The following is a 14,867-nucleotide window of genomic DNA, read 5'->3' on the forward strand; positions in this document are numbered from 1 at the left end:
GGGCATCACTCCGCATGCGGATCATTCTTCCAATCGCTGTTGCCCCCAGATTCCTATGGAATATATGTTATGGTAGGAATCCGGGGACAAAGGCGACCGCTGACGCTTCTTCAGAATGATTCCGCCTGCTCCGTTGAAGCAAGGACATAACACGACTTCAAAGGATGTACGTAAACTCTCCGGGAAATTTACATTCCGCTTGGTGTTTCGAGAGGAAAGTGTGGGCTAATTCGGAGGAGTAAAGAGAGTGCCTCCGCCTGCTCCGTTGAAGCTGAAAATAACGCAACTTCAATAAATTTTATAGGGATCGCGCACCCAAACGAGAAGTTTCTTGCTTTAGGAAGTATAATGTAGTAGGAAGACGCATAAGACGAACGCAAACGGTCGCGAGAGGACGAATCGATAGGACGCCGTTATCGGCAGCTCGATTCCGTCCGTCGCGTCGGCCCGCTGCGCAATGCTCGGCATAAAGTCATATTAGCCTTATTTATAGAGTGAAGTTTTAATAACATAAACGAATCATTCCATAAAAAGCTTCATCATGAACTATTTCGTCATTTTTGATATCATGATCGATACGCACAGGCAGCAGGGGCTGCCGTGCGGCAACCCACCAGCCAAAGGGGGAAGAGGGAAACCAATGGGCATTTTCAATATGTTCAAAAAGAAACCGATCGCCGAGCCTAGGCCGCTTTTTTACGATATTGTGTGTCCGTATTGCTTCAGCAAATTCGCGCCGGACGAAGTCGTCTTCCGCGCGGCCCACAGCCGGGAGGACGACGAGGATTACGCGCTGCAGGAGGACGAGGTGCTGAACCGGTACCGCGAGCGCTTCGGCTTGGACTCGGTGTATGACATGGAGGCCATTTTGCGGCCAAGCGACATTCCCGAGGAACGTCATATTTATTCCGATCACGTGCTGGTCGGCCTGAATGACCGTTACGGGGTGGTGACGCGCCGCCGCCTGTGCCCGAAATGCCATAACGAGCTCCCGGTCACGTCGGGCAAGGTGCCGAGCAACATCATTTCCATTATCGGCGCTTCCCAGGTCGGCAAATCCGTCTACATGACGTCGCTGATCCATACGCTGCAGCATTCGACGGCCGACCACTTCAATGCGGCATGCATGCCGCTGAATGCGGAAATCAGCCGCAAATTCCGGACGATGTACGAGGAACCCCTGTTTGAGCGCGGGGATTTGCTGGCATCGACCCAGAAGGAAAAAATGCAGGAACCGTTCATTTTCCAATTCGTGTTCAAGGACGAGAGCAAACCGCCGCTGACGCTGGTGTTTTTCGACGTGGCGGGCGAAGGGATGGTCGACGAGGATTATCTTGGCCTGCACGGCCAGCATATCAAAAATTCGGCGGGCATCCTGTTTATGGTCGATCCGCTGCAAATCCGCTCCATCCGCGATAAAATCCGCATCCAAATGGGAGACGAGCCGGGAGAGTGGGTACCGCAGTACGACGAGCCGCGCGACGTGGTGCTGACGTTGTTCGGCGACTTTATCGCTTACGAGGATAAGGGGAAAACCGACATTCCGACCGCCGTGGTGCTGACCAAAAGCGATATGCTCCACTCCTTGAAGGACGAAGACGGCGAGTATATCAAATCGAACAGCAACGTGTTCCACAACATGGTGCACCGCAAGGCGCTCAATTTGACCGAATTCGAAAATATCGACGGCGAGATCCGCCGCTTCATCGAAAAGGTGGACCGCCCGTTCAAAGGCACGATGGACGTTTATTTTTCCAACACGGCGTATTTTGCGGTATCGGCGCTTGGCAGCAACCCGGTCAACCAAAAAATGCAGTCCGTCGTCAGCCCGATCCGCGTGGATGAGCCGTTTATCTGGCTGATGTATAAGCTGAATTACATAGAGGGGAGAGTCGACGCATGATGTTACCCCCGAATGTAGTGCAGCAGCAAATGTATACGCGCGAGCGTCGGGGCATTTTCCGCGATAATGAAGGGTTTGACACCGTCGCCCGTTCTTCGGGACTGGATCAAGCCTATATCAAAAAGGTGCTGCATCCGTATTGCCAATACGATGCCCCTGCCGAACTTGCGGCACGAACCGAGAAGGAAGGACAGGAATATCCGGATGCGCTGCACGTCATCCATACCGAATCCGGCGATACGATCGTCGGACGGAGCGTATTCCAGCCGGCGGATTTTACGGGGCTGCGCAGCGCCTTTTTTACGCATAACTACGTCATTCCCGCAGATTTCAAAGATTCGCCGGAAACGGATTACCGCACCTGGCTGAACGCTTCGTTTGCCGAACGGTACGATGTCGAGCAGGGGATGGACCTTCCGGAACTGCCCGCCATCCCGGCCAAGGACCATGACGGCCATCTTACCCGGGCGGAGGCGCTCGGGCTGCTTCAGGAGCTCAAAATCGACGAGCAGGCGTTCAAGCAGCTGCTGTTTGCGGCGATGGCTTCGGTGGCCGGCAAGAAAAAGGTCTACATTGTGCTGGACGTGCCGATCGAGCAGCTGTCCGAAAAAGCGAAACGGCTTTTGGCGCTGCTTTTTGCCAGCCTTCCTTACGGCATCCGCCGTCAGCTCGGCTTCCAGACTTATGCGCGGGAGCCTCAGAGCAAAAAAGGCGTGCAGATGATGTTCGTCGAAAAAGGAAGCTTGCGGCTGAACGACCGCAGCATCGAAAAGGACTTTCTGTTCGAGCTGGCGGCCGGGCGCATATTAAACGCCGATCTGGACTGGGACGACCAGCCTTATTTGGATTTTGCCTGGGCTAACCTTGGCAATCCGGAGCGGGCGGAGCGGTTTTACGATTTTTCGGCCCGGATGCTCAAAGACATGGAGCCGATCCGTCAAATCGCGATCGCCAGCTACCACGAGCTTGCCGTGCTTTTCCAAATGGAAGAAGGAAACCTGGAGCTGTACGAACCGAACAGGCTAAGCGTGCTTCGGGCGATGCTCGATTTATTGGAGCCGGCCGGTTCCCTGCCTGCAAAGATGCGGCTGAACGATTTGTTCCTGGCCAGCTTCGACCTGGAGTTTGACCGGGTCAAACAAGGGGAGCTGCCCGAGCTTGAAATTCTGGAATGCATCAAGGACTATTACCGGGTCGATAAAAAACACAGCGAACGGAAGATCGTGGAGTATTTTATCCGTGCGCTGAATAACGCCATAACCCTTGGCCGCAAGGATCTGCTGTCCGCGATCTATGGAATGATCGAAAGCGATGCGGACCTGTGCACGGCATTTTTTGGCCGGGTGCTCGCAAGCCAGGGGCTGCCGAAGCTGATGTTTAACCCATATATCGAAAACCGGCTGAAAAAAGCGATGAAAGCGCGGGACGTGGCGGACCTGCTGCATCGCTGGGTGACGTCGCATCCGGTGGTGTTAAGCAACGACTTTTTTGTCCAAACCGCCGAAAGTCAGTTGATAGACAAGCTGCGGAAGGAAGCCGAGCCGGTCAAAGCCGTCAATCAGGTGCTGGATCAGCTGGACGAGCTGGACCAGGATCCGCAGCATGGTTTTTCGCTGGTGGAAGGAGGCTCGTTTTTCGTCGACAGGCTGATGTATGCGGCGAACCTGTTCCTCCTGAAGGACGTGCAGCTCGACAAGATCACGAAAGAGCAGCTGCTGCAAATCGGCTTTTTGAACAATCCGAAGGAGTTCCGCTCCTGGGTGTCGCGGTTTGACACCCGCACCCGTTCGAAAGCGGAGGTCATGCTGGCCGCGCACCGCTGGTTTACGAGCGTGGAGCCGGACCCGTCCCTGCTGAAAGGACTTTCTCCGGAGGAGCGGGACGAGCTTCAGCGTCTTGCCCGAAATTGGCTGCGGAAGGAAGTCGGGTTATCCCGTTTCGGCAGCATCACGCTGGCCTTCTGTTACGATGTGGATGCAGGGGCGGTGGATTACAACGGGCTGATGGAATTTTTGCATAAGCATGCGCCTCATCCCGAGACGGTCTACGAATTTATCGAATGGTCCGCGAAGGAGCCGGCGTTCGTGCGGCCGCGCGGGTTGATTCCGGCTTACGCGACGGCGATTTTGAATTATTTCCAAAATTACGATGCTGCCGCGTTCAAAAACAAAGAAAACGTGCGCAAATATTTCGACGCGGCGGCTCCGGAGTTAAAAGCGGTCTACGACAAAGCCAGATACGAGCTGGCGTCGCCGCTTGTGAAGTTTTTCCGGGGCAACCCGAGAGTATTCAAGCTCAGCGCGGTGCTGATGTTAATGATCGTCGTGATCGGGGGCATGCTGATCGTCATGCAGGCCAACGGCGGGTTCAAAAAAGAGCCGGAGAAGCAGGTGAACGCCGAGGCGAAACCGCCCGTTGCGGCGACCGAAAACCAAAATAAGGCGGAGGAGCCGAAGGAACCGATCGAGGCCGCGAAGGAAGTGCCGGTCTTGACGTCCAAAACGATCAAAAACGCGGACAAAACCCGCGTGACCCAGCTTGTTTTCCATTTCAAGCAGCCGGCTTCCTGCCGCGATTTCGTCGCAAATGAAGTGACCGTCATGGGGAAAGACGGAAGCATCATTTTGGAAGTCCCGACGCCGCGTTTCGTTCATGCATGCGCGGAAGAAACGGCATCGGATCAAGGCGCGGGTTCCGCGGATGGAACGGGGACGCTTTCGGGGGCGAACGGTACGGAAGGAACGGCAGGAGGCCAAAATACGGCGTCCGGCTCGGATGGTTCGGCCAACGAAACCGAAAATCCGGAAGATGCCGTCGCTTCGGATGGCACGGCATCCGGCCAGGAAGGAACCGCAGGAACGGATGCGTCCGGCACGTCCGCCAACGGGGGGGATAACCCCGGCGGCAGCGGGGCAGCCGGAACGGCGGAGAACGGCGGTCCGGAAGCTTATACGAGCACGGTAACGCTCAAACTGATCAAAAAGCTGGACCTGAACAAGGTGGACCAGGTGCTGGTCGATAACGTGCCTTACGTCATCATACCGGAAGACCAGTTAGGCAAAACGGACGTGACCGGGGAGGGCGCGTCCACTACGGATACCCAAAATACAGTGGAGGGCGGCACCGAAAACGGTTCGCTGGGCGGCACCCAAGATACGGGAAATGAATCGGGAGAATCGCCATAAAATAAACAGAGCGTCCTGATCCTCATTGGAGGAAAGGGCGCTCTTATTTTTTGCTTCAGGCCTTCATCTGCGGCGAATCCGGATGCATTGCCATAAATTCGATGCGGTTGCCGTCGGGATCCCTCGCCCAGCACTGCCAGTTGAGATCCTTCCCCTGCTGCGGCTCCACGTCTAGGGGAACGCCGTTTTGTTTCAAATGGTCCGCGATTTCCTCGATGCTGTCGACTTCAAGGCACAGATGGGAAAAGCCGACGGGGCGTTCCGGCCGTTCCGGTTTTTGCTTGCCGCCGTAAAACAGCTCGATGAACTGGCCGTCGGCGACTTTAATGTATTCGATCCACGGATTGCCTTGATCGTCTTCGATGGAAAACGCCTTTTTAAAGCCGAGAACGCCGCAATAAAAATGCAGGGAGCGTTCCATGTCCGCCACGTCAAAAGCCAAATGCCCGATTCCTTTGATCATTCCGCAAGTCCTCCTTATCGCGTTGGCATGGGTTTTACCGGTGTCTTTTTGTGGAAGCGCATTCATGATAACTCCAACGGCCGCGTTTTTCAATACCATGACGGCATGGCAAAGGGCGAAAAACACAGCAAAAGGAGAAGGCAATTCTTTAATGTTCGGTTTTAGGCTACTATTTATTAAGTTATCTAAATATACGCGCTCATTTTATTCATTAAATACGAATTATTTTATTATTTTTGATTGACACTTTCGTGTTTGTTCGATAAACTTATATTTGTTGTTGATGATATAGAGAGATTGTTCGTATATCCTCATTGATATGGTTTGAGGGTTTCTACAAGGGACCGTAAATCTCTGGCTACGAACAGGACTGCTTTTTGGCATACCTGTTCCTGCGCCGGGGATTTTTTTTGCGCTTATAGAAATTTTGTCCGGATTCCCGAACCGGGATTATGGCACCGGGGGCGGGGATGCCCCGCAGGGAATGAAATCCGACTACTCATACTTTCAGGAGGTTCGCGATGAACAAATATGACGTGATTGTCGTTGGAGCCGGTCCGGCCGGCATTTTTGCCTGTTATGAATTTGTGCTGAAAGCTCCGCATTTGAAGGTGCTTTTGGTGGATAAGGGCCATGATATTTATCGGCGCAGCTGTCCGATTCTGGAGGACAAAATCAAGCTTTGCCCGCCTGCAGGAGGCCGTAAGGAGTTTGCCGGCTGCGTGCCCGCGTGTTCGATCACGGCCGGCTTCGGCGGTGCGGGCGCTTATAGCGACGGGAAATTCAACATCACGACCGAATTCGGCGGCTGGCTGACGGATTATTTGTCTCCTTCCAAGGTCATGGAGCTCATCCGTTACGTGGACGCGTTGAATCTGGAGCATGGGGCAACGACGAACATCACCGACCCGACGACCGACGTCATCCGGGGCATCGAGCAGCGCGGTTATGCCGCGGGATTGAGGCTGCTGCGGGCACAGGTGCGCCATCTCGGGACCGAACAGAACCTGGAAATTTTGAAATCGATATACGAATTTTTGAAAACCCGCGTCGATATGATGTTCAAAGCGGAAGTTGAAGACATCGTCACGAGCAAAGACGGCGGCACGCATACGGTGCACGGCATCGTGCTGAAAAACGGGGAGACGTACGAAGCGGACCGCGTGATGATCGCGCCTGGACGGGACGGCTCGGGCTGGCTGACTTCGATCCTGAAAAAGCGCAGGCTGAAAATGTACAACAATCAGGTCGATGTCGGCGTCCGCGTCGAAACGTCCGATGTGGTCATGCGGGAGATCAACGAGCATCTATACGAAGGAAAATTCATCTTTAACACGTCGGTAGGAACAAGGGTCAGAACGTTCTGCAGCAACCCTTCGGGGCATGTCGTGGTGGAAAACCACACCGGGGCGATGGCGGCCAACGGCCATTCCTTCAAAGACCCGGCGCTGGGATCGAGCAATACGAACTTCGCTTTGCTCGTCTCGCACAAGTTTACGGAGCCGTTCGACAAGCCGAACGAATACGCGCGGGAAATTTGCAAACGGGCCAACGATTTGTCGGGCGGCGGCATCATCGTTCAGAAATACGGGGACATTCTGCGCGGCAGACGTTCCACGGAAGCGCGGATCCGCGAAGGGTTCCTGGAGCCGACGCTGAAGGAAGCGGTGCCGGGGGATTTGGGGCTTGTCCTTCCGTACAATACGATGAAAAGCTTGATCGAAATGATGCAGGCGCTGGATCAGGTGACGCCGGGGATCGCTTCTGAGCATACGCTGTTTTACGGCGTGGAGGCGAAGTTTTATTCGGCCCGGCCGAAGCTGTCGGAAACGCTGGAGACGGAAATCCGCGGGCTGTATTGCGGGGGCGACGGCGCGGGCATTACCCGCGGTCTGGCCCAGGCGGGAGCCGCCGGCGTGTGGATTGCGCGCAGCATCGTGGAATCGCTGTAAGCATGCATATGCATAAGGTGTTCCGGAACATGGCCGACGGCGTGATAGACGTGATCCGGACGCGAACATCGTTTTATTGCAAAGGTTGTTTAAAGGTATGCCTTTTCCGATTTTCGGAGGGGCGTACCTTTTTTTGTACCCCAATGGGTTAAAAAATGTGTTAGAAACAAACCGTGAAAAAAATGAGAGGGAACGCTTTTTTTAAAAAATAATTTCCTGGCTTCTATATTGATAAATAATAAACGATACAATATAATGTCTAAGTGGATTTCAAACCAATGAATTATTTGTCTAATAAAAGGAGATGTTGTCATATGAGTTCCTCACAACAGGCCGCCGGGCATGCGGATGAGATCCGAAGGCCTGAAGGCGCGCCCTCATTGAATGCTCAAGCGCAACCTGGCGTCTACCGCGCCATGATTGCTTTTCTGATTCCGCTCATCTTAAGCAACGCGCTGCAATCCGTCGGCCAGCTGGCCGGCACGATCGTGGTCGGTCGCTGGATCGGCGTGGATGCGCTCGCGGCCATATCGGCCTTTTTCCCGCTGTTCTTCCTGCTGGTTTCGTTCGTGATCGGAATCGGTTCCGGGAGCGCGATCCTGATCGGTCAGGCTTACGGCGCCGGAAATATGGAGAAGTTAAAGACGATCGTCGGCACGACCATGACCTTCACGTTCCTGCTTGGCATCGTGCTTGCCATCGTCGGCGGCATTTTTACGGAGGATATTTTGCGCATGGTCGGCACGCCGGCCAACATTATGGACGTCACGATCCATTACGCGCGCATTATGTTCTGGAGCTTGCCGGTCATGTTCCTGTACATGGTTTATACGACGTTTATGCGCGGAACCGGCGACTCCAAGACGCCGTTTTATTCCTTGATCGTCAGCACCGTGCTGAATCTGGCTTTCCTGCCGGTTCTTATCTTCGGATGGCTGGGTTTGCCGAAACTCGGCATTTACGGCGCGGCGTACGCTAACGTGATTTCGACCGTCATTACGTTCGTCCTGCTGCTTTGGTACACGTATTGGAGGAAAAGCCCGCTTCGTTTGGACGCTTCCGTACGCAAGCATCTGGGCATGAACAAAGACATGCTGAAGCTGCTGCTCCGTTTGGGCATCCCGTCCAGCGTCAGCATGATCCTTGTGTCCTTGTCCGAAATCGCGGTCATCGTGTTCGTCAATCGTTTCGGCTCCAATGCCACCGCGGCATACGGATCGGTGAACCAGGTCGTGAGCTACGTCCAGATGCCGGCGATCAGCCTCGGGATGACGGTGTCGGTCCTGGCGGCGCAGTCGATCGGCGCGAAACAGAATGATCGTTTGAAGGAGGTCATTCGGGCGGGAATCGTGCTGAACTATATTATCGGCGTGGCGCTGATGATCCCGATTTACATTTTCTCGAAAAATATTTTGTCCTGGTTCATAACGAGCCCGGAAACGCTGAATATCGCCCATGAGCTGCTCGTCATTACGTTGTGGAGTTACCTCATTTTCGGTCACGTGCAGATCGTCGCGGCGACCATGCGCGCCAGCGGCGTCGTGTTGTGGCCGATGATCTTCAGCGTCATCTCCATCTGGTGCGTCGAGGTGCCTGTCGCCTACGTGCTGTCGTACCATACGAGCCTTGGCATTCGCGGCATTTGGCTCGGCTATCCGGCGGCATTTATCGTCAGCATGATATTGGTCTATTCGTATTACTGGTTGTCGTGGAAAAAGAAACAGATCACCAGTCTCGTGCAATAAATCAGCCTTTAAATCCAAGGGCGGCTTCGTCTGAACGCAAAAAAGCAGCCTGCGCAATTAGCCTTAAAGGGCAAAAAGCGCAGCTGCTTTTTTCTTTACTTCGCTTCCATCTCGACGAAGCGGAGTTTAAATAAAGTTTGATCCGCGAATTGCTGCGCTTCTTGCCGACCGCCTGTTATTGCAATATACTCGGAATGGAACAATCGTTCAAAATTAAGGGAACCGAAGAACAGAGGGTTTATTCGATGAACAAACGTCATTACAACAGCGAGGAAACGCGGCAGGTCATCGCCGAGAAAGCGGCGCAGCTGTTTGCGCAAAAAGGCTTTGCAGGCACGTCCATCGCGGATATTTCGCGCGAGTCGGGGTTTAGCAAAGGCCATATTTACTACCATTTCGAAAACAAAGAGAAACTGTTTGTCCACTTGTCCCTGGAGACGATGCGCAACTGGGGCGAAAAGTGGAAGGCGGTCGCGGGTTCGTACCCGACGGCCGTAGAGAAGCTGTACGGGATGGCATATTTCGTCATGAACAACTACAAGACGCCGCTATTGCCTGTAGGCCAGGAGCTGGCGATGAATCCGAACACTTCCCCGGAGACGCTGCAGGCGCTGCAAGGTCTGGCGGCTACGCCGATGGCCGCTTACGCTGAGATTTTCCGTGAAGGGGTGGAAAGCGGCGAATTTGCGATCGAGAACCTCGAAGAGACGACGCTGCTGTTCGGCAGCTGGATGGGGACGTTGTGCCAGTTTACGCTGACGATGGACGGTGAACCGCTGCAGCGGCTGTTCCAGCAGGCGGTGACCATTTTTGTGGGAGGCATCCGGAAGAGGGACGACACTTGATGTTACGCATGACTTTTGCCGTTTTGGCCTCGGAACGGTAACTTTCTGCATCCCTATAACGTTCTTCTTAATAAGGATGACGTTATAGTGGAGGTGATGTGCATGCTTTATTGGTTGTTCGAAAGGATGAACGTCCTTCTTCCCGCATTTGTTATCTGTCCGCTCCTGGCGGTTTTGATCGGGGTGTTTTGCCGCCTGCTGCACGTCAACATCCTGGTCGGGGCAGCCATCGCGCTGCTGCTTCCGCTGCTGTTTCTTGCAAATGACTTGTCCGCTTTGGCGGCCAATATCGACGCATGGGTCATGTACGGCGCGATATATGGGATCGTCGCGTTTGCGGTCTACAAGGTATGTCCGAAAAAGGTAAAGTTCTGATCCGTTTTTGAGCCCGGCCTAAAACTCCGCTAACCTTGCAGCATAGGCAGAACGGGAGCCATACTTGGAAAAGGCAGTCTATCAGTGAAACGAACGGAAAAGGAGACCGCTCTTGGGCAAAAGCACCACCGTCTGAAAGTGCCGATGAATACATTCGTGAGGGTCGTTTCTCATCCGCCTATTGGAATGTTTGCGTCCGATGGGGGAGCAGGGAGGGCTCTTTTTTCTTTGAATAATATGTTTAATTTTGGATGTCGAGAGTGTACAATGTTCCTCAATACGGAGATGGGGTAATCAAAAGGACTGGTGCCGCTCTGGACCGATTCGGTCATATCGCTGAATATGGAAGCGCTTGCGGCGTGCGATAGGCGCTGGGGCACCAGCCGAACCGAATAACATCGTGGATTATATAGCTATGGGTAAGAGCCATAGAAAAATGAGATGGGGGTCGGCGAAAATGGCGAAGGGGAACATGCTTTGGTACAAGCAGCCCGCGAAAAAATGGGAGGAGGCGCTCCCGCTGGGCAACGGACGAATGGGCGCGATGGTGTTCGGCGGCATTCGGCGCGAACGGCTGCAGTTGAACGAGGATACGCTTTGGGCCGGTTATCCGGTTCAAGAGGATCATCCGGGGGCGGCAGCCTCCTTGCCGGAAGCCCGCCGCCTGCTGGCGGAGGAAAAATACGCGGAGGCGCAGCAGCTGATCGAGCGCAGCATGCTCGGCATGCCCGGGCAAGGCGTGCAGCCGTATCAGCCGCTCGGCGATTTGATTTTGGAATTTGCGGGGGAGCCGGATGAACGGGACTATACCCGTTCGCTGGACCTGGATACGGCGGTTGCCCGGACCGAATTCGGCGCGGAAGGACGCAGGCAGGTCCGCACGGCGTTTATTTCGGCGGCCGACCAGGTCATGGCCGTCCGCATCGAAAGCGCCGATCCGGCTGGCGTGGAGCTGGCGGTGTCTTTGACTTCGGAGCTGAAGCATGCCGTGCAGGCTTATTCTGACGGCTCGCTGCTGCTGACGGGCGAATGCCCTCTGCGGGTGCAGAACCACAACAACGGGCAAGAACCGGCCGTGATTTATGACGAAGAACAGCCGGGAAGGCCGATGCGCTACGCCGCGTTTGTTCGCGTGCTTCCTGAAGGGGGGCGCCTTCATGCCGGGGATGGCCGGCTGATCTTGTCGGGCGCGAGCGGCGTCACGCTGTTGTATACATCGGCGACAAGCTTTGACGGTTCGGACCGGATTCCGGGGCATAGCGGCATCGATCCGGCGGCGGTCTGCCGCCGCGTCATGCACAAAGCGGAGGGCCAAAGCTTCGATGCGCTGCTGGAGGCGCATGTACGCGATTATCAGGCGCTGTTCAAGCGCGTAGATCTTCAATTGGGCTCCCCGCAACGCGCGGATGTCCCGCGCGGCCTGCCGACGGACGAGCGGCTTCGCCGCATCATGAACGGCGCCAAAGACCTGGATATGCTCAGCCTCGTGTTCCAATACGGCCGCTACCTGCTCATATCGAGCTCGAGGCCCGGAACGCAGGCGGCCAACCTGCAGGGGATATGGAACGACAAGGTGCAGCCGCCCTGGAACTGCGACTACCATTTCAACATCAACGTGCAGATGAACTACTGGCTTGCCGAAACCTGCCATTTGTCCGAATGCCACGAGCCGCTTTTGGACCTGATCGGGCAGCAGGCCGTCACCGGCGCGCGTACGGCCCGGATTCAGTACGGATGCCGGGGCTGGACCGCGCATACGATGTCGGATTTATGGCGTACGAACAACGTCGGGCCGCACGGGGATGCGCAGTGGGCTTATTGGCCGATGGCCGGGGCCTGGCTGTGCAGCCATTTGTGGGAGCATTATTTGTTTACCAAAGATCTGAGTTTCCTGAAGGACCGGGCATGGCCGCTGATCCGCGAAGCCGCCGGGTTTTTGCTCGACTGGCTGGTGGCCGATAATGCTGGACGGCTCATCACCAGCCCGTCCACTTCGCCGGAAAACAGCTTTATCGTGCCGGGCACGGACCGGCATAGCTCGGTCTCGCGGGCTTCGACCATGGACATGACGCTGTGCCGGGAGCTGTTTGGAATCGTCATCGAGGTCTGCGGTTTGCTGGGAGAAGGAGAGGATTTCGCCGATCGCTGCCGGGAAGCGCGGAGCAAGCTGCCGCCGCTGCAAATCGGCGCGAACGGCCGGCTTAAGGAATGGGATCGGGATTTCGACGATGCCGACCCGAAACACCGCCACCTTTCCCATTTGTACGGCCTGTACCCCGGCAGCGAGCTGACCGTAACGGGAACGCCCGAATACGCGCAGGCGGCGCGGCGTTCCCTCGAGATTCGCGGCAACGAAGGCACGGGCTGGAGCATGGGCTGGAAAGTGGCGTTGTGGTCGCGTTTAGGCGACGGGGACCAGGCATGGCAGGTGCTGAACAATTTTCTTGCAATCGTGGACGGCGAAGGCTTTGATTACCATAAGGGCGGCATATATCCGAATCTGCTGTGCGCGCATCCGCCGTTTCAGATCGACGGCAACTTCGGCGCCGCGGCAGGCATCGCCGAAATGCTGCTGCAAAGCCACGAACGGGACATCCATCTGCTGCCGGCCCTGCCGGGGGAGTGGAATGAAGGAAGCGTCAAAGGACTGCGGGCTCGGGGCGGTTACACAGTGAACGTATCCTGGGCGAACGGCCTGCTGGAGGAAGCGACCGTAACGGCCGATTTCGACGGAAGGAGCAGAGTAAGGTACCGCGGGCAAACGCTCGACATCGATTTTACGGCCGGCACTTCGGTAACGATCGAAACGGCGGAGGCAGGGCTGCTGCGCATTCGACGGGTCGACGCGGGGACTGCCTGAGCGAAGCGACCGAATGTTTTCGGGGATGAAGTCACCCCGGCTCCGGTGATCGCCATCGACGCAAGTCGCATCCGCTCCGTTGACTTGCCTTGCAGCCTAAATGATATAATGAATGTTATAAAATCATGCCAACGAACGAATCGAGACTAAGGAACGCGCATCCGGAGGACTGACGGGAGAAGAACGCTTAGCTCATTCCATACACACAAGGGCGGGCAACCGCATGCGAAGCAATAAACGTCATTGGGGGGTAGCAGATGAGTCAGGAACGGGAACCGCTCTATATCCAGATCCAAAACCACTTCAAACAATTGATTTCGTCCAGGCAGCTGGTGGAGGATGACCGGATTCCGACCGAAAAGGAATTGATCGAGCAATTTCAGGTCAGCCGCATTACGGTGGCCAACGCGCTGGCCGATCTGGCGAACGAAGGGTGGATTTACCGGATCCCCGGCCGGGGCAGTTACGTCAAGGGCATACCGGAAAGCTACATCCAGAACGCCGGGGAAGGCCCTTTCGAAGCGCAGCAGGCGACAACGCCCAAAATCGGGCTTATTTTTCCTTCCATCGAGGACTTTTTTGCGATCCAAATGGTGCGCGGCATCCGCAAAGCGCTGAAGGACAGCAAATATTCGCTGATCATCATGTTTACGTACAATTCCAAGGAGCTCGAAAAAAACGCCATTCGCGAGCTGCGTTCCAAAGTGGACGGATTGCTGATTTTCCCGGTGGATGCCGAGGTATACAACGAAGAAATCATCGCCCTGAAAATGCAAAACTATCCGTTCGTGCTGCTGGACCGGCATTTGCCGGGCGTCGAGACGAATGTCGTGTTGTCCGATCCGCTGCAGGGTTCGATCCTTGCCGTGGAGCATCTATGGAACGAAGGGCACCGCAACATTGCGATCTGTTCCGACACGCCGATGCCGACCGTTACCGTCGAGGAGCGGATCCAGGGGTACAACGAGGCGTTGAAGCGTCAGGGAGCGCTCATTAATCCGGCGTTGATCCTGACCGATTTCAGCATTCAGGACGAGCCGTTTCAAGAGGACTACCCGTTGTACCGTTTCATCAAAAATAAAATGGCTACCGCCTACATCGCCTTGAACTGCAAGCTTGGCGTGCATATCTGGTCTTTGGCCAGAGCGGCCGGCCTGCGGGTGCCGGAGGACGTATCGATCATCACCTTCGACAATCCGAGCCCGATGTTCGAGGAGTTCAGCATCTTTACGTTCATTAACCAAAAAGAAGAGCAAATGGGATACGAAGCGGGAAAAGTGCTGCTGCGCCTGCTCGAAAATCCTGCACATACGCCGAAGTACAGCAAAATCATTATGCAGCCGGAGCTGGTCCCGCTGCGCACCACCGGACCGGCTTCTTCTTAACCGCATACGTGGCAATAACCGGTTTTTCCGATTGTGGAGAGCCGGTTTTTTCTTTTTTACGACATTCTATTCTTGGGGATCCCGCCGATGTTTTTTAATGATATTTTTAGATATAAATGATATATTGTATATATTAAAAGGTCATTTGAACCGG

Annotated in this window: 9 protein-coding genes and 1 riboswitch; of the genes, 8 read left to right on the top strand and 1 reads right to left on the bottom strand. The window is 55.1% G+C overall.

Going from position 1 to position 14,867, the window contains the following annotated elements; all coding sequences use genetic code 11:
• The first annotated feature begins 640 nt into the window (after positions 1-640).
• On the top strand, positions 641-1,903 hold the full coding sequence (locus MKY58_RS01005; protein ID WP_212948614.1) for a hypothetical protein: 1,263 nt from the start codon (positions 641-643) through the stop codon (positions 1,901-1,903).
• Entirely contained in the window at positions 1,900-5,088 is a 3,189-nt protein-coding gene (locus MKY58_RS01010) for a hypothetical protein (RefSeq protein ID WP_339323075.1), read from the top strand. Before MKY58_RS01005 ends, MKY58_RS01010 begins: the two co-directional genes overlap by 4 nt.
• A 55-nt stretch (positions 5,089-5,143) precedes the next feature.
• Here the strand turns inward: MKY58_RS01010 and MKY58_RS01015 are convergent, their stop codons facing one another.
• Complete coding sequence (locus tag MKY58_RS01015) at positions 5,144-5,551, bottom strand: VOC family protein (RefSeq protein WP_339323076.1); 408 nt, start codon at positions 5,549-5,551, stop codon at positions 5,144-5,146.
• A 281-nt stretch (positions 5,552-5,832) separates the two neighbouring features.
• A riboswitch (purine riboswitch) is annotated at positions 5,833-5,932 on the top strand.
• 140 nt (positions 5,933-6,072) lie between these two features.
• Here MKY58_RS01015 and MKY58_RS01020 point away from each other — a divergent pair.
• From MKY58_RS01020 to MKY58_RS01045, 6 genes are all read left to right on the top strand, one after another.
• A complete protein-coding gene (locus MKY58_RS01020; RefSeq protein ID WP_339323077.1) occupies positions 6,073-7,503 on the top strand; it encodes an NAD(P)/FAD-dependent oxidoreductase in 1,431 nt (476 codons plus the stop codon).
• 416 nt (positions 7,504-7,919) lie between these two features.
• Positions 7,920-9,248 (top strand): MATE family efflux transporter, encoded by a 1,329-nt coding sequence (locus MKY58_RS01025; protein WP_339325010.1) that lies wholly within the window; start codon positions 7,920-7,922, stop codon positions 9,246-9,248.
• Positions 9,249-9,493: 245 nt separating this feature from the next.
• A complete protein-coding gene (locus MKY58_RS01030) occupies positions 9,494-10,093 on the top strand; it encodes a TetR family transcriptional regulator C-terminal domain-containing protein (RefSeq protein ID WP_339323078.1) in 600 nt (199 codons plus the stop codon).
• A 102-nt stretch (positions 10,094-10,195) separates the two neighbouring features.
• Positions 10,196-10,468 carry a hypothetical protein gene (locus MKY58_RS01035; protein ID WP_339323079.1) on the top strand — a complete coding sequence of 91 codons (273 nt, stop codon included), beginning with the start codon at positions 10,196-10,198 and terminating at the stop codon, positions 10,466-10,468.
• A 457-nt stretch (positions 10,469-10,925) separates the two neighbouring features.
• A complete protein-coding gene (locus MKY58_RS01040) occupies positions 10,926-13,328 on the top strand; it encodes a glycoside hydrolase family 95 protein (RefSeq protein WP_339323080.1) in 2,403 nt (800 codons plus the stop codon).
• A gap of 257 nt (positions 13,329-13,585) precedes the next feature.
• A complete protein-coding gene (locus tag MKY58_RS01045; RefSeq protein WP_339323081.1) occupies positions 13,586-14,713 on the top strand; it encodes a GntR family transcriptional regulator in 1,128 nt (375 codons plus the stop codon).
• Positions 14,714-14,867 lie beyond the last annotated feature (154 nt).

The sequence above is a fragment of the Paenibacillus sp. FSL W8-0194 genome, assembly GCF_037969745.1.
In the GTDB taxonomy this organism is placed as follows: Bacteria; Bacillota; Bacilli; order Paenibacillales; family Paenibacillaceae; genus Paenibacillus_AQ; species Paenibacillus_AQ cookii.